The organism is uncultured Gelidibacter sp., assembly GCF_947500795.1.
In the GTDB taxonomy this organism is placed as follows: domain Bacteria; phylum Bacteroidota; class Bacteroidia; order Flavobacteriales; family Flavobacteriaceae; genus Gelidibacter.
The window spans coordinates 1133175-1152676 of sequence record NZ_CANMTE010000001.1; the positions used below are offsets into that span (position 1 = coordinate 1133175).

20 protein-coding genes are annotated in these 19502 nt (G+C 36.5%); 9 read left to right on the plus strand and 11 right to left on the minus strand.

Translation table 11 applies throughout. The features are described from left to right. Position 1: 1 nt before the first annotated feature. From Q0947_RS05050 to ligA, 3 genes are all read right to left on the minus strand, one after another. Positions 2 to 760 (minus strand): hypothetical protein, encoded by a 759-nt coding sequence (locus Q0947_RS05050; RefSeq protein WP_299392576.1) that lies wholly within the window; start codon positions 758 to 760, stop codon positions 2 to 4. A 369-nt stretch (positions 761 to 1129) separates the two neighbouring features. Further along, complete coding sequence (locus Q0947_RS05055; protein WP_299392581.1) at positions 1130 to 1867, minus strand: hypothetical protein; 738 nt, start codon at positions 1865 to 1867, stop codon at positions 1130 to 1132. A 108-nt stretch (positions 1868 to 1975) separates the two neighbouring features. Continuing rightward, positions 1976 to 3970 (minus strand): NAD-dependent DNA ligase LigA, encoded by a 1995-nt coding sequence (gene ligA / locus Q0947_RS05060; RefSeq protein ID WP_299392585.1) that lies wholly within the window; start codon positions 3968 to 3970, stop codon positions 1976 to 1978. A gap of 312 nt (positions 3971 to 4282) precedes the next feature. Between ligA and Q0947_RS05065 the strand changes: the two genes are divergently transcribed. Further along, positions 4283 to 5008, plus strand: a complete 726-nt coding sequence (locus Q0947_RS05065; protein ID WP_299392590.1) for a copper homeostasis protein CutC — start codon at positions 4283 to 4285, stop codon at positions 5006 to 5008. Further along, positions 5001 to 7478 carry a glycoside hydrolase family 2 protein gene (locus tag Q0947_RS05070; RefSeq protein WP_299392594.1) on the plus strand — a complete coding sequence of 826 codons (2478 nt, stop codon included), beginning with the start codon at positions 5001 to 5003 and terminating at the stop codon, positions 7476 to 7478. The genes Q0947_RS05065 and Q0947_RS05070 overlap by 8 nt, the downstream gene beginning before the upstream one ends. Here the strand turns inward: Q0947_RS05070 and prmC are convergent. Together prmC and Q0947_RS05080 are read right to left on the minus strand one after the other, a co-directional pair. Then, complete coding sequence (prmC, locus tag Q0947_RS05075; protein WP_299392597.1) at positions 7473 to 8351, minus strand: peptide chain release factor N(5)-glutamine methyltransferase; 879 nt, start codon at positions 8349 to 8351, stop codon at positions 7473 to 7475. The genes Q0947_RS05070 and prmC overlap by 6 nt on opposite strands. Beyond that, positions 8351 to 8824, minus strand: a complete 474-nt coding sequence (locus Q0947_RS05080; protein ID WP_299392602.1) for a GNAT family N-acetyltransferase — start codon at positions 8822 to 8824, stop codon at positions 8351 to 8353. Before Q0947_RS05080 ends, prmC begins: the two co-directional genes overlap by 1 nt. 54 nt (positions 8825 to 8878) lie before the next feature. On the opposite strand from Q0947_RS05080, the gene ribD reads away from it, so the two are divergent. From ribD to Q0947_RS05100, 4 genes are read left to right on the plus strand one after another with little or no spacing between them, the layout of a single operon-like run. Then, positions 8879 to 9910: a bifunctional diaminohydroxyphosphoribosylaminopyrimidine deaminase/5-amino-6-(5-phosphoribosylamino)uracil reductase RibD gene (ribD, locus tag Q0947_RS05085; RefSeq protein WP_299392607.1), complete on the plus strand. Its 1032-nt coding sequence runs from the start codon at positions 8879 to 8881 to the stop codon at positions 9908 to 9910. After that, positions 9903 to 10514 (plus strand): HAD family phosphatase, encoded by a 612-nt coding sequence (locus tag Q0947_RS05090; protein WP_299392611.1) that lies wholly within the window; start codon positions 9903 to 9905, stop codon positions 10512 to 10514. Before ribD ends, Q0947_RS05090 begins: the two co-directional genes overlap by 8 nt. Then, on the plus strand, positions 10511 to 11374 hold the full coding sequence (locus tag Q0947_RS05095; protein ID WP_299392616.1) for a DMT family transporter: 864 nt from the start codon (positions 10511 to 10513) through the stop codon (positions 11372 to 11374). Before Q0947_RS05090 ends, Q0947_RS05095 begins: the two co-directional genes overlap by 4 nt. Before the next feature lies 1 nt (position 11375). After that, positions 11376 to 11996 carry a YigZ family protein gene (locus Q0947_RS05100; protein ID WP_299392619.1) on the plus strand — a complete coding sequence of 207 codons (621 nt, stop codon included), beginning with the start codon at positions 11376 to 11378 and terminating at the stop codon, positions 11994 to 11996. Here the strand turns inward: Q0947_RS05100 and Q0947_RS05105 are convergent. Continuing rightward, a complete protein-coding gene (locus Q0947_RS05105; protein ID WP_299392623.1) occupies positions 11993 to 12403 on the minus strand; it encodes a thioesterase family protein in 411 nt (136 codons plus the stop codon). The genes Q0947_RS05100 and Q0947_RS05105 overlap by 4 nt on opposite strands. A gap of 192 nt (positions 12404 to 12595) precedes the next feature. Between Q0947_RS05105 and dnaA the strand changes: the two genes are divergently transcribed. The 3 genes from dnaA (at position 12596) to Q0947_RS05120 (ending at position 15369) form a co-directional block, all read left to right on the plus strand. Continuing rightward, entirely contained in the window at positions 12596 to 14023 is a 1428-nt protein-coding gene (gene dnaA / locus Q0947_RS05110) for a chromosomal replication initiator protein DnaA (protein WP_299392628.1), read from the plus strand. Positions 14024 to 14121: 98 nt separating this feature from the next. Then, on the plus strand, positions 14122 to 14580 hold the full coding sequence (locus Q0947_RS05115) for a low molecular weight protein-tyrosine-phosphatase (RefSeq protein ID WP_299392634.1): 459 nt from the start codon (positions 14122 to 14124) through the stop codon (positions 14578 to 14580). A 72-nt stretch (positions 14581 to 14652) separates the two neighbouring features. Further along, a complete protein-coding gene (locus tag Q0947_RS05120; RefSeq protein ID WP_299392638.1) occupies positions 14653 to 15369 on the plus strand; it encodes an SAM-dependent methyltransferase in 717 nt (238 codons plus the stop codon). On the opposite strand, the gene Q0947_RS05125 is transcribed toward Q0947_RS05120, so the two are convergent. From Q0947_RS05125 to dapF, 5 genes are all read right to left on the minus strand, one after another. Beyond that, positions 15370 to 15981, minus strand: coding sequence for a peptidoglycan-binding protein LysM (locus Q0947_RS05125; RefSeq protein ID WP_299392823.1), 612 nt, complete (start codon positions 15979 to 15981; stop codon positions 15370 to 15372). 162 nt (positions 15982 to 16143) lie between these two features. Next, complete coding sequence (locus Q0947_RS05130; RefSeq protein ID WP_299392643.1) at positions 16144 to 17055, minus strand: DUF2279 domain-containing protein; 912 nt, start codon at positions 17053 to 17055, stop codon at positions 16144 to 16146. Between the two features lie 3 nt (positions 17056 to 17058). Further along, a complete protein-coding gene (gene mltG, locus Q0947_RS05135; RefSeq protein WP_299392647.1) occupies positions 17059 to 18102 on the minus strand; it encodes an endolytic transglycosylase MltG in 1044 nt (347 codons plus the stop codon). Beyond that, the gene (locus Q0947_RS05140; RefSeq protein WP_299392651.1) at positions 18102 to 18626 is read right to left on the minus strand and encodes a GNAT family protein; all 525 of its coding nucleotides are present in this window, start codon (positions 18624 to 18626) and stop codon (positions 18102 to 18104) included. Before Q0947_RS05140 ends, mltG begins: the two co-directional genes overlap by 1 nt. Then, positions 18626 to 19399, minus strand: coding sequence for a diaminopimelate epimerase (gene dapF, locus Q0947_RS05145; RefSeq protein ID WP_299392656.1), 774 nt, complete (start codon positions 19397 to 19399; stop codon positions 18626 to 18628). Before dapF ends, Q0947_RS05140 begins: the two co-directional genes overlap by 1 nt. Positions 19400 to 19502 lie beyond the last annotated feature (103 nt).

The window sequence follows — 19502 nt, forward strand, 5'->3', positions numbered from 1 at the left end:
CTTACGCTGTAAGTTGCTTTGACTTTCGAATAGATTCTGTTCTATCATTTGTAAGAACTCCCTTCGTATACTCTTGATGATTGTAGGTGTAAATACATAAGAGAAAGAGACCAAGACCTTGAAGTACTTTCTGAAAGCCTTCAAATACCCAGAATTGCACATACATTGTTGTTGTAAAATCCAAGACATCAGCAAATGCAAAACAACACACTACAGTCAAAAATATAATGGCCTGGGAGGTTTCCTTGCTTAGGTAAATTGCAAATGCGAGAAACGCCATTATCAACAACATGATTCCTTTACTTACGGCTAAGGTCATGACGACACTGTCATTAAAATAATCCTTTACGTTTGCAAACATTGCATACATCAAATAAGTATTGATAATCGCAACTACTACAAGATACCACGTTACAACACCTTCAAATTTAACATGTTTTAATCTTCCCAGCATTATGAAGATCATCAACGCATAGGCACCTAAAAATGAAGATTCAGACAACTTTTCTGACAAGCTAAAATCAGGAAATAAATTAAATGCAATTCCACAAAAATAAAGCATGAATATAGCAAAGAAGACGGTCTCCATAAATTTTAATTTATAGAAATAGGAGGTCAACAAAACTGGAATTAACGCCAACGTTATTGCATTTGATATGGAATAAAACTGAAAATAGGATGAAATCAGGTTGAGGACAACAATTAGAGTCAACACAGTGAATATTGCCCAATTGGGCAATAAGGCATGCCATCTGTTCATGATAAAGTGGGTTAAGTAGGTTTAACAAATATAACAAAATTTCCGGATTTCAACGTAATTTTATTGCGTTTCATCGATTTTATTGTTAAAATATTAGTTAAAATCTATTTCGTAAACTTCAAATAACCACTGTGACTCTATAAGGATCAACCTGTTACCTGTCCTCGCGACAAACTAATTTGCATACTCTAAAGTGAGGACCGAATATCTCTAGTGACTTTTTAAAGACAATTAATTATTCCATCTGACTTCTCCTTTAAAAACAGGACAAGTCGAAATTAATCAACTTAGGAAATTGACTGAATGACATAAAAAGAGATTGTAATAGAATACAGACTTAAAAGAGATATAATTCCTTTATAAAAGACTTTAATAAAGCAAATCCTGATATAACCTCTTGTCTTCTGGAGTCTGATAGTTAAGTCTAGATTGTAAAAAGAAAAACAGGAAGCCCAACAAAATAAATAGAGAGTAGATTACATTAAGCACATTAATGTTGGTTATATAAAAATACGCCAACTGTATAACTTCAGCAAACACGATAAATACAGACCCTATCAATAAGTTAATGGATTTTTTGTCATCCTTATCAATATAATTGATCAATGCGACAGTCATTAATATCATGATGACGGAATTATAAACAAACTCCATGAAATATTGGGTATACGAAAGTCGGTCAAGCGTTGTATCGGTAACAATAAACACGAAAAACACGTCCAACACGGCCATTATAAGAATATGAAATGGGAACTTTTTAATGATGTGCATGAGATTCATTGAACGTAATATCTGTATCGTAAGGAATACGTAAGACAGAATGTATAATGAATTGGCACTGTAATAAATATAATCAATGCCAGTCCGAAGAAAGCCTGGAGCCACACAACTTATAAAATTTATAATTTCGGCAATTCCAAAAGTGGTTAAAAATGCTAAAAAGTAGAATCGCCTATTCTTAACCTCATAACAATATAGAGTAGTTAAAAATATGATCAATAAAACTCTCATTCCGGCAGCTTCCACTTCAAATTGAAAGATTTGAAATGCAAGAAACAATACAGATATCATAATGAGAACACCTGTTAAAATTTTTCTTATAACCATAAAAAATCATTCATTTCTCTGATAATTAAACACAAACATAAACAATTTTCACATATAAACCGAAAAAATAAACACTTTATCGATAAAATATCATAAATTGTAAGAAACTTAGCCTATCATCTCCAAAAACTGATATTCTGAAATCAGCGGAATATTTAACTGTTCTGCCTTGGTTTTCTTACTTGGCCCCATATTATCTCCCGCAATGATATAACTGGTTTTTGAGGAAATTGATCCTGATACCTTCCCGCCATTATTTTCAATAAGTTTTTTTAATTCGTCTCGAGAAACAGATTCAAAAACACCTGAAACCACAAATATTTTGTGTTCTAACTTATTGGTCTGATTTGCCAATTGTTCCGAAGAAATCTCCAATTGCACCCCGAAATTCCTTAAACGCTCAACAATAATGACATTCTTTTCCGTAGCGAAGAAATCAACCACACTTTCTGCAATTCGAATTCCGATTTCATCAACCGTTACCAAATCCAGTACCGTTGCTTGCCTCAAATTATCGATGGTTTTATAATGTTTCGCTAGTTTTTTAGCGACCGTTTCTCCTACATATCTAATTCCTAATGCATACAACACGCGTTCAAAAGGAATATCCTTAGAAGCCGCAATACCTTTAATTAAATTATCTGCACTTTTTTCGGCCATGCGTTCTAGCGGAATCACCTGTTCCTTGGTCAGCGTATATAAATCAGAATAGTTATTAATAAGATTCTCCTTTACCAATAAGGCTACGGTTTCTCCGCCAAGTCCCTCAATGTCCATCGCCTTTCTAGAAATAAAATGCTGAATGCGCCCCACAATTTGAGGTTGGCAACCATTATAATTCGGACAATAATGCTGTGCTTCACCCTCGTTCCTCACCAATTCCGTACCGCATTCAGGGCAATTTGAAATGTATTGTGTAGGTTGTGAAGTATCCGGCCGCATCGACAAGTCGACTGCAATGATCTTTGGAATGATCTCACCTCCTTTTTCCACAAAAACAATATCCCCTACTCTGATATCTAATTTTTCTATTTGATCGGCGTTATGAAGTGATGCTCGTTTTACCGTAGTTCCCGCCAATTCCACAGGCTCCAAGTTCGCCACAGGAGTAATTGCTCCCGTACGTCCAACCTGATAGGTAATTTCATTTAGTCGCGTGGACACCTGTTCAGCCTTAAACTTGTAAGCAATGGCCCAACGTGGTGCTTTTGCAGTATACCCTAATTCGTCCTGCTGATGCAAGTCATTCACCTTTACCACAACACCGTCGGTTTCATATGGAAGCTCATGCCTGTGATCATTCCAATACTCAATAAACTCTAAAACCTCTTCAATTGAATTTGCCAAAACAGCAGCACCGGGCACTTTAAATCCCCAAGCTCGCGCCTTTTCCAAGCCTTCAAACTGCGTGCTAATATTTAAATTATTGCCTGTAATGTTATAAAGTAAACATTCCAAAGGTCGTTTAGCCACCTCAGCACTATCCTGCAGTTTCAAACTTCCAGAAGCTGTATTTCTCGGATTTCTGTAAGGTTCCTCGCCGATTTCAATGCGCTCTTCGTTCATTTTATGAAACCCTTCAAACGGCAATACAATTTCCCCTCTAATGTCAAATTTTGGTGGATAATCGCCTTTTAAACGCAATGGCACCGAACGAATGGTCTTAATATTTGCCGTAACATCATCACCTTGCACACCATCACCTCGCGTAACCGCTTTTAGCAACGTCCCGTTTTCATAGGTCAGACTAATTGAAGCACCATCATATTTTAATTCGCACACAAACTGTACGTTCCCGTCAATTACCTTTTTAACACGTGTTTCCCAATCCAACAAATCCTCCTTTGAATAGGAATTATCTAAAGAATACATGCGATGTTCATGAACAACAGTATTAAAATTTTTAGTGATTTCTCCACCTACGCGTTTGGTTGGCGAGTTTTCATCAGCAAACTCAGGGTGCGCCTCCTCCAACGCTTGCAATTCTTTTAATTTTAAATCAAAATCATAATCGCTGATTGTAGGCTGATCTAAAACATAGTAATTGTAATTATGTTGATTAAGTTCGTCTCTAAGCTGTAAAATTTGCTGTTGAATATCCATTAAGTGACTTGTAAAATAGTTGACTTTTGTGTGAAATTTTAAGGCCTCTAAGATACTAAAATGCTGTACAAGGCAATGATGGGCAATGAAGTTTTATCAGAATTCTAGAAAGGCCTCATTCATCGACGATTTACACCACTACCCATAAATTTTCAACTTTTAACTTGCGCCTTTTGATAAAACGATCCAATCATTCAAACTTCAATTACATATTAATTAATCACACCTTAACTGTATCTATTTAAAAATTGCGAACTTTGGATGGTCATCTGAATTAAAATGGCTTATCATCCTAAAAATCACAAGAACACTATGCAACTCGAAATCTGCGCCTCCAATTATCAATCTGCCATTACAGCTCAAAAATCTGGTGCACATCGCATCGAATTATGCTCAGAACTAGCCGTTGGAGGTGTTACTCCTTCTTATGGATTGATCAAACACGTCATGCAAGAACTTTCGATTCCCGTTTTTGTACTGATTAGACCTCGAAGCGGTAATTTCACCTATTCTGATGCAGAATTTGAAATTATGAAACAGGATATTCAAATGTGCAAAGAATTAGGTTGTCAAGGCATAGTTTCAGGGATTTTAAATCTGGACAACTCCATTGATACTGCACGCACACAAGAACTTGTAGAACTTGCACAGCCGATGGCATTCACTTTTCATCGTGCATTTGACTGGACACCAAACCCTTTTGAAGCTTTAAACACATTAATCGATCTAAAAGTTGACCGGATTTTAACTTCAGGCCAATGCAATTCTGCTGAAAACGGCATTTTAATATTGAATCAATTGCATAAGATGGCAGAGGGTAAATTGATCATTCTTCCGGGATCTGGAATTAATAGGAATAATATTTTAATTTTTAAAGGCGCCGGATTTACAGAAGTGCATTGTTCCGCCGTACTTTTGCCTGAAGCACAAACTGCCGCACCTGTCCCAATGAACACACCAAAATTTTTGAGTGACGGACAAGAAATGGCTTCCAACCCTGAAATGATTGCAGCAATGCTCAAACTCATCAATGATTAATCGCCTACTTTTAGTCTTCTTTCTCTCGCTATGCTTCGGTTGTCAGAACGAAGATATACCTAAAACTGTTAACCTTCCGAGCAATTGGCAGTTTAAAAATCATACAGATTCTTTATGGTCTAAAGCCGTCGTACCTGGAAATGTCCATTCTGATCTGTTAAGAAACAACTTTATAAAAGATCCTTTTATTGGTAGCAATGCCTTGGAGTTGCAATGGATTTCAAACACTGATTGGGAATACCGAACAGAATTCCAACTTGACAGATCCATTCTCAACAAAAAACATATTGAACTTAATTTTGAAGGTCTAGACACTTATGCTACGGTTTATTTGAATGACAGCATTATTTTAAAATCTAATAATGCCTTTCGAACATTTCAGGTTGACGTCTCCAAACTTTTGAAAAAGGATAATTACCTCCATATCATTTTTGAGAAAACGTCTACTTATGAAACCATAGCAAAAGCCAAAATACCGTATGAATTACCGGAAGGCAACCGCATATTTACAAGAAAAGCGCAGTTTCAATATGGTTGGGATTGGGGGCCAGTACTTAATACTTCAGGAATTTGGAGGCCAATTACCATCTCCGCTTGGAACGATTTTAAAATCCGTGACGCCTACATTGAGCAAATAGAACTTTCAGAAAAACACGCTAAATTTAAAGTCGATTTAGAGGTTTCCTCTTCTCTTACAGATAGTATTACTTATGAAATTCATGTGAATGACACCTTAAATTCGGTGGTTACGACAGCCAATCCTTCTGAACTGAAATTCCAAATTGACAACCCCAAGTTATGGTGGCCTCATAATTTAGGCACACCTTATTTATACGACATTAAAATCATCGCTAAACAAAACAGAACAACATTAGACACTATTTCCATAAAAAAGGGCATTCGAACCATTGAACTTGTTTCAGAAAAGGACAGCATTGGTCAGTCTTTTTATTTTAAAGTGAATGGTGTTGACGTGTTTATGAAAGGCTCTAATTACATTCCACAACACAGTTTACAGGATCAAGTGACACCTGCCCATTACGAAAAACTAATTCAGAATGTGGTTGATGCCAATATGAACATGCTCCGGGTTTGGGGCGGCGGCATTTATGAAGATGATTTATTTTACGAGCTATGCGATGAAAAGGGTATTTTGGTTTGGCAAGACTTTATGTTTGCCTGTGCGATGTATCCTGGTGATGCGGAGTTTTTAGAGAATGTAAAACAAGAAGCTATTGACAACGTCAAGCGTTTACGAAACCATGCATCAATCGCGCTTTGGTGTGGTAATAATGAAAATAATGAAGCTTGGCATAATTGGGGCTGGCAAAGAGGACGATCAGCCGCTGAAAAAACAGAAATTTGGAATAATTACCTCAAGGTTTTCGATACGATGTTACCAAATATTGTAAAATCGCACACCAAGACTGACTATTGGGAGAGTTCTCCAAAATACGGACGCCTCAATCCATTATACAAGACTGAAGGAGACGCCCACGATTGGTGGCTTTGGCATAGCGGATACCCATTTGAATATTTGGAAGAGAATGTGCCTCGATTTATGAGCGAATTCGGGTTTCAAGGTTTTCCGAGTTATGAAGCGATGCGCTTTGTCAATCAATCGGATGCCATTAGCATGTCTTCTATTGGATTTTTATCGCATCAAAAACATGATCGTGGTTTTGATTTGATTAAGGACTATATGCAGCGCGATTTTCCAGTACCAACTCAACCTGAGGATTACGTGTATATGAGTCAATTACTACAGGCTTACGGAATGAATAAAGGTTTTGAAGCTCACCGACGTGCCAGACCATACACAATGGGCACCCTATATTGGCAACTTAACGATGTGTGGCCTTCAGTATCTTGGGCAGGACTTGATTACTTGGGCAATTGGAAAGCTCTTCATTATTTCACTAAGAAAGCCTTTAAAAATGTGCTGATATCGTCGTATGTTAAAAACGATACTTTAAAAACTTACCTCATCAATGACAAGTTACAACCTCAAAAAGGGAATCTTAAAATTCAAATAATTGATTTTAGCGGTAACGAACTGTGGTCATTTAATAAAAATATTGAGGTTGCTAAAAACAGCAGTGAAGTAAAGCATGTTTTAGATTTGAACAGCTTTACATTTGATAAAACGAGTGTCGTGATTGTTTCCACATTCAATGATGAAACAGCATACCACTATTTGGCAAGACCAAAACACCTAAAACTTCAGAAAGAAGAAATTAAAAAAAGAATTGTTAAGACCGACAAAGGATTTTCTATTGAACTGTTTTCTAAGACACTTCATAAAGGAGTCTTTCTTCACACAATAGAAAAGGGACATTTTAGCGATAATTTTTTCGATTTACTCCCGAATCAAACACTAAAGATTGATTTTATAACTGAAGCAACTTCAATAAACGATTTAAAAACCAAAACGCTAAATGATTTTATTGAAAGCGTAGAAAATTTATAGTGTAGCCTTCTTCACTCCTGACACCATTCGGTCATTTCCGAACATGTCTTTTTTAAGCTCCACAGATTCAAATCCTGAGGTTTTAAGCAACTGAATCATTTCTTCTCCTAAATACTGGTTGATTTCAAAAAACAACCGTCCATTTGCATTGAGGTGCTTCTGTGCGAATTTAGTTATCGCAGTATAAAAAATAAGCGGATCATCATCCTCAACATAAAGCGCCAAAGCGGGCTCATGCTTCAATACGTTGGCACTCATTTCAGCTTTTTCCAATTCCCTAACATAGGGCGGATTTGAAACTATAACGTCAAATTTCTTAGTATCTATTCCCACATCAGCGGAATTATGCTCCCAATTTAAAATGTCCAGTTCAATAAATTCTGTGGAAACAGTATTCAGTTTCGCATTCGATTTAGCAACCGCCAATGCTTTTTTACTTACATCAATGGCAAATACAGAAGCATCAGGCTTGCTTTTTGCCAAGGAAATGGCAATACAACCCGTTCCCGTACCAATATCAAGTATAGAAAGAGCTTCCTTTTCAGAAGTGGAATTTGTAATCCAATCCACCAATTCTTCTGTTTCTGGTCTTGGTATCAACGTGCTTTCATTTACATTAAACAGAAGTCCGTAAAATTCAGTAGTACCAATGATATATTGAATTGGCTCGTGTTTTTTGAGTCGTTTAATAGCGTTATCAAACTTTTCAACCTTTTTACCCGAAATGGATGCATACAAATTTAAAGGGATTTCAAAACCTTTCAGTTTCAAAATTGATTCTGATAGCAGATTAAAAAATGATTGAATCTCCGTTTCCGGATAGTCCTGTTCTAAAGACGTATAAAAGTGTTCTCGTAGTGTTTTTAATAGCATTATAAAGTTTTTAACATCCAAACATTACAAGAATAATGTCCCGTATTTCCTAAGGGTCCATCCAAATTTTCGAAACCGAATTTAGCGTAAAGCTTTGTAGCATCCGTCATATAAGGCAAGGTTTCCAGATAGCATTTTTCAAATCCGTGAGACTTGGCATTCTGTAGGCATACTTCCATCATTTTAGCCCCAATACCTTTTCCCCTTGCCTCTGGTAAAAAATACATTTTTTGCAGTTCACAAATGTTACCATCAAAATTCTCAAGTGGCGCTATTCCTGCACCTCCAATAATCTTTCCTTCAGCTTCTATTACAAAATATGCACTCTTACTCTTAGCATAGGTGGCGGTCATCATATCAAGAGCTTTGTCCTCATAAGCAGTTCCAACTTTTGGAACACCCATTTCTTCTAACACGGAACGGATAACTTGCGCCACTTGCGCATCATCTTCAGTTTTAATTTCTCTAATCATGAAAGGGGGTTTGCTCACGATATTATGTTATTTTTGTCCCTATAATTATCGGGAGTGAATATACATGAAAAATACATAAGACGCTGCATAGACATTGCGAAAAATGGATTGGGCACCACAGCTCCCAACCCGATGGTGGGATGCGTAATTGTTCATGATCACAAAATTATTGGCGAAGGCTTTACAAGTCCGTATGGAGGTGCTCACGCCGAAGTAAATGCTATTAACAGTGTAAAGGACCAATCCTTGCTTTCTCACGCCACACTTTATGTCACGTTGGAACCTTGTTCGCATTTTGGAAAAACACCTCCTTGCGCTGACGCCATCATTACACACAAAATCCCAAAAGTAGTTATCGGCACCGTTGACACCCATAGTAAAGTGGCTGGTAGAGGTATCGAAAAGTTAATAGCTTCAGGATGTGACGTTATTGTAGGCGTTTTGGAAGATGAAGTCAAGACACATCACAAACGCTTTTTCACATTTCACAACAAGCAACGTCCTTACGTTATTTTAAAATGGGCTGAAACAGCCGATGGCTTTATTGCGCCATTAACCAAAAACGAGAAAAAACCGGTTTGGATTACCAATCAAATATCCAGGCAATTGGTGCACAAATGGCGCACTGAAGAACAAGCCATTTTAGTGGGCACCAATACTGTTCTGGAAGACAACCCGAGTTTAACGGCCAGAGATTGGTCTGGCAAGAATCCCATTCGGATTGTTTTAGATAAAAATTCAAGGCTACCAAAAGATGCTGCTGTGTTTGATGAAAAGGCAAAAACAATCATCATATCTGAGCAAAATAGCACTGAAATTTTAGAAGATATAAAATGGGATTCGAAAGAAACCATTGCCCAGCAAATTTGTACAATTCTCTTTCAGAATGATATTAATTCTGTCATTATTGAAGGTGGACGCCAAACTCTGCAAACCTTTATAGATGAAAATGTTTGGGATGAAGTACGAATTTTCACAGGACCTGTAAACTTTGGTTCCGGAACACCGGCTCCAAAATGCTCAGGCACATTGATATCAAAAGAAAAAATAATAGACGATACTTTAAAAATAGTTATAAATGATTAAGAATTTAATTTTTGATTTCGGTGATGTGTTTATCAACCTTGACAAAAAAGGCGCCATGGAAAGAGCGCTCAATTTATTTGAAATGGACTCATTGTCAGAGGAAATTCATGCCATAAATACACTTTATGAACAAGGCTTAATGTCCACCGAAGAATTCGTAGAATTCTATATGGACAATTTCCCTAATTTGGATGAAGATGAAATTATAGGCACTTGGAATTATATTTTGAGAGATTTTCCAAATCACAGATTAGAATATGTGCAACAACTTGCTGCCGAAAAGAAGTACAAACTTATTTTATTGAGCAATACCAATGAGTTGCACATCAATTGGATTAAAGAAAATGTTGGATTTTATGAAGAATTCAAAAATAGTTTTGATGCCTTTTACCTGTCTCATGAAATTCAATTACGCAAACCAAACCCGAACATTTACGAATTTGTTTTAAAGGAAAACAACATCAACGCAGCGGAATCTTTGTTTATTGATGACACGGAAGAAAACATCATTTCAGCGAGCAAATTAGGCATCCACACGTGGCATATCAATCCTGAAACTGACGATATCACAACATTGTTTTCTGCTAAAAGCGAATTATTTTGATCTACTTGGTTCTCAGCGTTGCAGCATCCTTACTGATTTTTGTGATTTTTAAATTGCTGCAAAAGTTTGATGTGAACACCTTTCAGGCCATTGTTATCAACTATATTGTAGCCTTTGGATTTGGAATTGCGACCAGTCAGAACTCGTTAGAGACTAATTTCATTGTTAATGCAGATTGGTTTTGGGGAAGCGTTATTGTAGGCGCCATGTTTATAGGACTTTTCACCCTGATGGCTACAACCGCTCAAAAAAACGGACTTTCCGTAGTTTCTGTGGCCTCAAAAATGAGCGTGATTATTCCCATTATTGCTGGAATTCTATTGTATCAAGAAAGTGTCGGACTTCAAAAAATTATCGGAATTGTTTTGGCCTTGATTTCAGTATACCTTGTTTCTATCAAATCAAAAACCAATATCAATTTCAAAAAGAACCTGATGTTGCCGTTGTTACTTTTCTTCGGATCGGGAATTAGTGACACCTATATCAATTACCTACAAAAAACCGCAATTTCAGAAAATCACATTTCGCTGTTTTCAGCCTTCGTCTTCGGTTTTGCTGGTGCAATTGGAGTTATCATCTTAGCGATTAAATTGTTAAGAAAACAAACACAATTTGACGTTAAGAGCATATTAGGTGGGATTGTTTTAGGATTGGCCAACTATGCATCTTTATATTATATCATAAAAACACTCCAATCGCCAAACATGGAGAGCTCTACCTTTTTCACCATAAATAATGTTGCCATTGTCATGGCATCAACATTAATAGGTCTTTGGGTTTTTAAGGAGCACTTAATCAAAAAAAATTGGATCGGAATTGGAATGGCGCTAATTGCCATATATTTAGTAACTTTTGCCTGAAATGACAGAAAAAGACACGTATAAAACGATAACCAAAGCGTCAGAAGAAATCTTATTCAAAGAAAAAAACAGCAAGTTTTTTGGATACGCATTTCCAGTAACCACTGAAGATGCTGTAAAAATCCATTTAGACGATTTAAGAAAACAACACCACTCTGCAAGGCATTGGTGCTATGCTTACCAATTAGGTAAAAAGGAAAGCAACTATCAATTTCGAGCAAATGATGATGGCGAACCTAACAATAGCGCTGGCATGCCTATTTATGGACAAATTCAATCTTTTGAGGTCACCAACGTGCTCATTGTAGTTGTTAGATATTTTGGCGGTGTAAAATTAGGTGTTGGCGGACTTATATCTGCTTATAAAACTGCGGCGCAAATGGCTTTAGAGAATTCTAAAATCGTTACCCGAACTATCAATCAGGAAATCGAGCTTAAATTTGAATACAAAGACATGAATAAAGTCATGCGTGTCATCAAAGAAAAAAATCTGAAAATAAAATCTCAGACTTTAGAATTAGATTGTACGATCATTATTTCTGTGCGACTTAAAAATTCAAAAGCAGTTTTGGACACCTTCGAATCTATTTTTGGAGTTCAGGTAAAAGTTTTGGAGGATTAACTCTGAAGTTTGTCTAAAAGAAATTTCGGACAACGTGTTGGTCTATTTTTTTCCACATCCATAAACACCAAAATAGTATTTCCCAAGGTTAAAATTTCACCTGCTTGATTAGTAATTACATAGTTGAATTCTATACTTGCAGAAGGCAATTTTACCAATTGGGTTTTTACTTTAATTAGGTCATCATAAAGCGCTGGCTTTTTGAACTCTACAGTTAATTTGGTCACCGGAAGCATGATCCCATCCTCTTCCATTTGTTTGTAAGAAACCCCTAATTTTCTTAACCATTCAACACGTCCGACCTCAAAATATTGTGCATAATTCCCATAATAGACAATGCCCATTTGGTCGGTTTCACCATAACGAACTCTAAGTTCAATTTCATCGTTAAATAAAGGATTTGACATGTTTCTTTGATTTATTTTTCGTACATTCAGCGGGAGTTAAACATGGGGAAAAAATACTGTAAATTCAATAGCATTTGATTTTTTTTTTCAGATTTTTGTTCACATATTTGTCTCAGAAAATATTCTAGAGAAAACACGAATTTCTCTTCATTTTGCTAATCTGAATTAACAAACAAAAAATTAACTTTTATAATGGAGGTAACTGCGCAATCGGTTTGGAATAATTGTCTGTCTTTTATAAAGGACAATATACAACCCCAAGCATACAAAACTTGGTTTGAACCTATTACAGCAGTCAAGCTTACTGACCATGCTTTGAGTATTCAGGTGCCTAGTAAATTCTTTTACGAATGGCTTGAAGAGCATTATGTTAAAATACTTAAAGTTGCACTTAACAAAGAACTTGGAGAGAGAGCAAAGTTGGTTTATGTCATCAAGATGGAAAACACGTATGGCAATAAACAACCTTTTACAGAGAGAATACCAAGTTCAAGCAGAGGCGCAGTTAAATCGCAAAATGTTGATATCCCATTAAACAATAAGAATCCTGAGTTAAAGAATCCATTTGTAATTCCTGGAATTAGAAATGTAAAGATTGAATCGCAATTAAATCCTAATTACAGTTTTGACAACTTCTTAGAAGGAGATTCTAACAGATTGGCGCGAAATGCAGGATTGGCAGTTGCCAACAAGCCAGGTGGCACGTCTTTTAATCCATTATTGATCTTTGGTGGTGTTGGTCTTGGTAAAACCCATTTAGCGCATGCTATTGGTATTGATATCAAGGATAAATATCCGGAAAAGACAGTTCTTTATATTTCTGCTGAAAAATTCACGCAACAGTATATCGATTCTGTAAAGAAAAATAATAGAAATGATTTCATCCATTTTTATCAGATTATTGACGTTCTAATTATTGATGACGTTCAATTCCTATCTGGAAAATCAGGCACACAAGACGTATTCTTCCACATATTCAATCATTTGCATCAAAACGGAAAACAAGTTATTTTAACGAGTGACAAAGCGCCTGTAGACATGCAAGACATTGAACAACGCTTGTTATCAAGATTCAAATGGGGATTATCGGCAGAATTACAGAGTCCGGATTTCGAAACCCGTGTTTCTATTTTAAAGAACAAATTATATCGTGACGGTGTTGAAATGCCTGATGATATTATAGAATATGTTGCAAAACACATTAAAACAAACGTTAGAGAATTGGAAGGTGCAATTATCTCATTAATCGCACAATCCTCTTTCAACAAAAAAGAGATTACCATTAATCTTGCTAAAGAAATTGTTGAAAAGTTTGTTAAGAATACCAAAAGAGAAGTTTCTATTGATTATATCCAAAAAGTAGTTTCTGATTACTTCCAAATGGATGTAAGTACGTTACAATCTAAAACCCGTAAAAGACATATTGTACAAGCGAGACAGCTGGCAATGTTTTTTGCTAAGAAGTTTACAAAAGCATCTTTGGCAAGTATTGGGTCTCAAATTGGAAAACGTGATCACGCCACCGTATTACATGCTTGTAAAACGGTTGACAACCTCTCCTCTACTGATAAACAATTCAGAAAGTATGTTGAGGATATTTCTAAAAAATTAGCACTTTAATTCTAAAGTTATAAAAGGAGCTTCATGTTCCTTTTTTATTACTTTTAGAACGCTAATTTCTCATAGATTTCATTCGTTCATAAAAACAACACAGTATCATGACAAAAATACTAATGGTTTGCTTAGGTAACATTTGCCGATCGCCATTAGCGAACGGTATTCTAGAATCTAAGCTTCCTGCTGAAAAATTCGAAATTGATTCCGCTGGAACTGGCGATTATCATATAGGAAAAGCACCAGACCATCGTTCTATTGCAACTGCAAAGGCACATGGCATCGATATTTCCAATCAGAAATGTCGCCAATTTGATCTATCTGATTTTGACACCTATGACATTATTTATGTGATGGACCAATCCAATTATAATAATGTTGTCAAATTGGCAAGAGACGAAAAAGACATTGCTAAAGTGAAACTGATTTTGGAAGATGCTGCTACATCCAAAAATCTGGAAGTTCCAGATCCTTATTGGGGAGATACTAAAGATTTTGAAGATGTTTATACGCTTTTAGATGCTGCCTGTGATACAATAGCGTCGCGATTAACGAAATCATAACGCATTGATTTTCCTTACGAAAATATCTTTAAAAGCTTAAAACCTCAACCTCACACATAATCGAAATAACACATGGAAAACCAACTTGGCAAGCTTTACTTAATACCTACAGGTTTAGGTGATAATCCAGTGTGGGATGTTTTGCCACTATCGATACAAAGAATCCTAGAGTTTACTGACGATTATATTGTTGAAAACGAAAAGACAGCACGTCGTTTCATAAAGGAGACGCTTCCAGAGAAACTTCAACCTTCACTAAACTTAAAGGTTTTAAACAAGTATACTGAAGATGCTGAAAAAGCAACGTTTTTGGATGCCTGTAAACAAGGAAAACCTATGGGATTATTGTCTGAAGCAGGATGTCCAGCGGTTGCTGATCCAGGTTCAGATATAGTGAAATTGGCTCACGAAAATAACATACAAGTAGTACCTTTAGTGGGGCCATCATCCATTATTATGGCGCTGATGGGTTCTGGAATGAATGGTCAGAGCTTCGCCTTTAACGGTTATTTACCTATTGATAAGCAGGAACGAAAAGCGGAATTAAAGCGCTTAGAGAAGCTCTCTCACGACCAAAACCAAAGTCAGCTGTTTATTGAAACGCCTTATCGCAACACTAAAATGCTAGAGGATTTATCAAGCATCTTGCAACCACAAACAAGAGTTTGCGTGGCGTGCGACTTGACATTGCCTACAGAATATATCAAAACATTCCCTGCGAAAGACTGGAAGCATGTGAAAGTTGACCTACACAAGCGCCCGGCTATTTTCATCATTCACAAGGACTGATTATAAAATAGCTTTTGCTTTTCGGTTTGGCTTGATAAACGAGGTATCATAACCTGAAAAACGTTCCATGTAATAAGAAATGGACGACCCGTAAGCATCAGAGAAATCATAATTTCCCAGACTTCTTAAAAATTTCTTTACACTTCCTGGCCCAGCCAAATGTGCCGCAGCAAGAATTCCTGATTCGGTAATCGTAATCCCTTGAATTTTTTTACCTGCAAAACGAGCAATGTCCTTTCTAAGAATCCATTTGTTACGCTCAGAATTGGCTAAAAATGCCTTTTCCTGTAATTCTGGAGTATATAAAAAGAATTGGGGATTATAAACACCCAATAATTTTAAAGTTTCAGCACCAAATTGGTACTTCCCTAAATATCCAAAATCGTTTACAGTAAAATAATTACCTCTAGATTCTTTAAAAGCAAGTGCTTCTTTAAATCCTAAATAGGATTTCCCTAAATATGGGAAATACTTATCATGTGTGGTAATTGTAGAAGTTCCTTCAGTTGGGGACAACATTGCGATGTCCTCAGAAACTGTGTAATTTAGATCTAATCCTTCAGTTGAAAAATTAGTCATATCCACAGTCGTTTTTGGAAAAAGTGCCGTCATTAATATGACACAAATTGCAAAAGGAATAACAAAATAATTAGTGATCTTTTTTAACATTTTTCCTAATATTCGTAAAGCCTTTTATATTTTAAGCAGACTTAAATTTCAGCGTGCAAAGATACGACTTTTTATTAAAGCCTCAAACTTAACCGATTAAGCTCTCTAAAAATAGACACCGTGTAGCTTTACGCGATTTTCATCGGTAAACTCCAGGGTTGGAAAAGGCACTTTAATTACGTTCAAAACGTCAAATATGGATCTCAATACATGTGATTTTGTTTCAATCCGCGACAAGTCTACATCCAAACTCAAATAAAACTGTCTTGTTGCGTTTTTACTAATAATATCGTTAGTAACAACCCCACTATTACCAAACATCATGCCATCACAGCCATAACCAACTGCGACGTTCAACCATTTGGGAATATTTTCACTATTAAAAAAGGAATGTATATTAAAACTAAGCCAGTAGGTTTGGCCATTATAATCTTTCAAAAGTTCCTCCAACAGACCATCTCCCAATTTATCAGGTTGCAATTTTGCATATTTGGTTTGATGGAAGGAATATTTTAGAGTAATGCGCTGTTCGTCCCACAATAAATCTTGCCCAATATAGAGTCCGGTCCCAGAAGCATTGGCGAGCACATCGCCCCAAGAAAAACCCCATTCTTTGCTAAAGCCATCTAAAACCTCAACGGCGGTCAGAAAGGTAAATCCGAGTGTGGCTCCATAAAGTAATTGTTGTTTTTTATCTGCGCCACTCCAATTTAGGGCGTTGGCACCAACTTTTCCCAGTTGATAAGATGAAAACACATGACCCATCTTATCCATCTGAAGCCATTCATTATTGTCATTTATCGTATGGAATTTGGACTGCTCATAATCGGCATACCACAATTGGTGCAGACCCAACAAAGTGAGACCACCAACAGCGGCTTCAGAAATATAGACTGCTGTTCTCCGTGAAGAATTTAACGTATCACTCGGCCGGAGAAAACGTTCAATTTTTGATTGAGAAAAAGACTGTGCGGCACCTATTAGGATAAAAATTACACTAATTACAAACCGCACCATTCCTTACCTATTTACACCTTGCTGATTGATCCAGCGCACATATTCCTGTCTGTTGGCATTATGCTGCGCCAATGTTTTTGCGAATTTATGATACCCGAAGTTTGTAACATCCGCCACAAAATATATGTAATCGTGTTTTTCATAATTTAAGACCGCATCAATTGACGAAATATCTGGCATCGTAATCAATCCTGGTGGCAATCCTGCATATTTGTAAGTGTTATAAGGCGAATCTATCACCAAATCTTTATAAAGAACACGCTTAATAACCTGGTCGAAATCACCAGTAGTATGTTTAATGGCATAAATAACGGTAGGATCAGCCTGTAGCGGCATCCCAATATTTAATCGGTTCATATAAACACCAGCTACTCTCCTACGCTCATCCACCTTTGCGGTTTCCTTTTGCACTATGGACGCCATGGCCATCACCTTTTCCGGCGTCAATCCAATCGTTTTCGCTTTGTTCAAACGTTCATCAGTCCAAAAACGATGGTATTCCTTCAGCATACGCTCTCTAAATTGTTCTGCGGAAGTGTTCCAGAAAAACTCATAACTATTCGGGATATACATTCCCAAAGCAGTTTTCGATGAAAAGTCATTCGCTTTTAAAAACTCCGGTGAAGACATCACCGTGAACAATTCTAAACTATCGGCTTCAATTTGCGTAGAAATTCGTCCCGCCAATCGCTCTAACGATTCTTGGTTATTAAATGAAAGTTTGACAGGGATATTATTACTTCTAATGGAATTAATAATGTCATTATTATTCATCCCATTTTTAATGACATATTTTCCAGCTTTTATATTCGCTGGATATTTTTTACGCTCTGCAAGGGCATCAAACTTGTTGATATCTTTTAAAAGAGGTTCCAATTGCCCTTTCACATCTTGATAAGTAGCATTGGTAGGAATATACACATAAGCCTCATCATTATTGAAAGCTGTGTTTGATACAAACATGGTTTGGTAGATGGTGTAAGCCATAATGGCAGCCACAACCAGTCCGATAAGGGCAATGGCGACAAAGATTTTTTTAAAGTACATTAGTTATTGATAAGTTGTAAAAGATATTCGTTTTTATATGATTTATTGGTAAAAATCCAATCTTTCTTCACACCCACTATTTCAAAACCATGTTTGGTGAATAAGTTGATGCTGGCCTGATTGTCTTCCGTAATATTGCAATAAAGTTGATGTAAATTGAGATGATTGAAACTATAGTCTATCAACAATTGAAGCGCTTCCCTTCCATAGCCTTGTTGCCGGTCTTCAGGATGTTGAATTAAAATCCCCACGCCTGCATGACTGTTTTTAAAATCAAAATCAAACAAATCAATTAAGCCGATTGCTTTGTGTTGATAGTCAGAAATAACCAATCGCAATTGTTTTACTTCATAGATGTCTCTATGAGAGTTTTCAAGATATTGTTCAAGAATATATCGAGAATAAGGTGTTTGCGTATTGCTCAACTCCCACAGATGTTCGTCGTTTTCTATGGTATAAAGGAAACTTAAATCCTCTTTCTCCAAAGCGCGTAAATAAATATGTTCTCCTTTTAATACCTCCATTATATTTCGCCTTTAAAAACCTGAGATGCTGGACCTATCAACCAAATATCAGAATACCCTTCACCCTCTTTTTTAAAAGCCACCTCAAGTTTACCGCCTTCAGTATTTAAAGTGATACGATTTTTATCTGTTTCTCCGATATAGTTCATGGCAAGTGCCACAGCTGTAACGCCAGTGCCACACGATAACGTTTCATCCTCAACGCCACGCTCATAAGTTCTGACAGAAAATACTTCATCTGACACTTTTGAAACAAAATTCACATTTGTCCCACTTTGATTGTAGGGAGCACCATATCGAATTTTACTGCCAATTTCTTTAATTTGAAGTTGTGGTAAATCCGTTTCGATTTGCACATGGTGAGGCGATCCGGTATTTAAAAACACATGGGAATCAAACTTCTCTAAAGCTGATACATCTTGCATTTGTAATTGCACGGAATCCCCTTCAATGGTTGCGTGATGTATTCCATCAATAGCCTGAAAAGTTGTAGCGTGATCAATAATTCCTAGAAATTTAGCGAAAGCCACAATACATCTTCCACCATTTCCACACATTGAGCTTTCGTTCCCGTCAGCATTAAAATAAACCATTTTAAAATCGAGGTCCTCGTGATTTTCGAGTAGGATGAGTCCGTCTGCACCAATGCCAAAACGTCTGTTACAGAGGTATGCAACGTGTTTGGTATCATTTTTGTCAAATGTTAAGAGACGATTATCAATCATCACAAAATCATTTCCCGTTCCTTGATATTTGTAAAAAGTCTGTTTCATAGGTTTGGCAAATATAGGAAATATCGATGGTTTTTTAGCCTGTTAAACACGCGTTAAAAATGGCGTTAAAAATGGTTAAAAGTGAATTTGAGAATCAATAAAA

Coding starts and splice junctions, on each gene's coding strand:
- Q0947_RS05140 (WP_299392651.1), bottom strand. CDS start 18,626: ATGGAGGTATTAAAAGGAGAACATATTTATTTACGCGCTTTGGAGAAA.
- Q0947_RS05050 (WP_299392576.1), bottom strand. CDS start 760: ATGAACAGATGGCATGCCTTATTGCCCAATTGGGCAATATTCACTGTG.
- mltG (WP_299392647.1), bottom strand. CDS start 18,102: ATGTACTTTAAAAAAATCTTTGTCGCCATTGCCCTTATCGGACTGGTT.
- Q0947_RS05115 (WP_299392634.1), top strand. CDS start 14,122: ATGACAAAAATACTAATGGTTTGCTTAGGTAACATTTGCCGATCGCCA.
- Q0947_RS05070 (WP_299392594.1), top strand. CDS start 5,001: ATGATTAATCGCCTACTTTTAGTCTTCTTTCTCTCGCTATGCTTCGGT.
- Q0947_RS05105 (WP_299392623.1), bottom strand. CDS start 12,403: ATGTCAAATCCTTTATTTAACGATGAAATTGAACTTAGAGTTCGTTAT.
- Q0947_RS05100 (WP_299392619.1), top strand. CDS start 11,376: ATGACAGAAAAAGACACGTATAAAACGATAACCAAAGCGTCAGAAGAA.
- Q0947_RS05090 (WP_299392611.1), top strand. CDS start 9,903: ATGATTAAGAATTTAATTTTTGATTTCGGTGATGTGTTTATCAACCTT.
- ligA (WP_299392585.1), bottom strand. CDS start 3,970: ATGGATATTCAACAGCAAATTTTACAGCTTAGAGACGAACTTAATCAA.
- Q0947_RS05080 (WP_299392602.1), bottom strand. CDS start 8,824: ATGATTAGAGAAATTAAAACTGAAGATGATGCGCAAGTGGCGCAAGTT.
- Q0947_RS05055 (WP_299392581.1), bottom strand. CDS start 1,867: ATGGTTATAAGAAAAATTTTAACAGGTGTTCTCATTATGATATCTGTA.
- prmC (WP_299392597.1), bottom strand. CDS start 8,351: ATGCTATTAAAAACACTACGAGAACACTTTTATACGTCTTTAGAACAG.
- Q0947_RS05125 (WP_299392823.1), bottom strand. CDS start 15,981: ATGACGGCACTTTTTCCAAAAACGACTGTGGATATGACTAATTTTTCA.
- dapF (WP_299392656.1), bottom strand. CDS start 19,399: ATGAAACAGACTTTTTACAAATATCAAGGAACGGGAAATGATTTTGTG.
- dnaA (WP_299392628.1), top strand. CDS start 12,596: ATGGAGGTAACTGCGCAATCGGTTTGGAATAATTGTCTGTCTTTTATA.
- Q0947_RS05130 (WP_299392643.1), bottom strand. CDS start 17,055: ATGGTGCGGTTTGTAATTAGTGTAATTTTTATCCTAATAGGTGCCGCA.
- Q0947_RS05120 (WP_299392638.1), top strand. CDS start 14,653: ATGGAAAACCAACTTGGCAAGCTTTACTTAATACCTACAGGTTTAGGT.
- Q0947_RS05065 (WP_299392590.1), top strand. CDS start 4,283: ATGCAACTCGAAATCTGCGCCTCCAATTATCAATCTGCCATTACAGCT.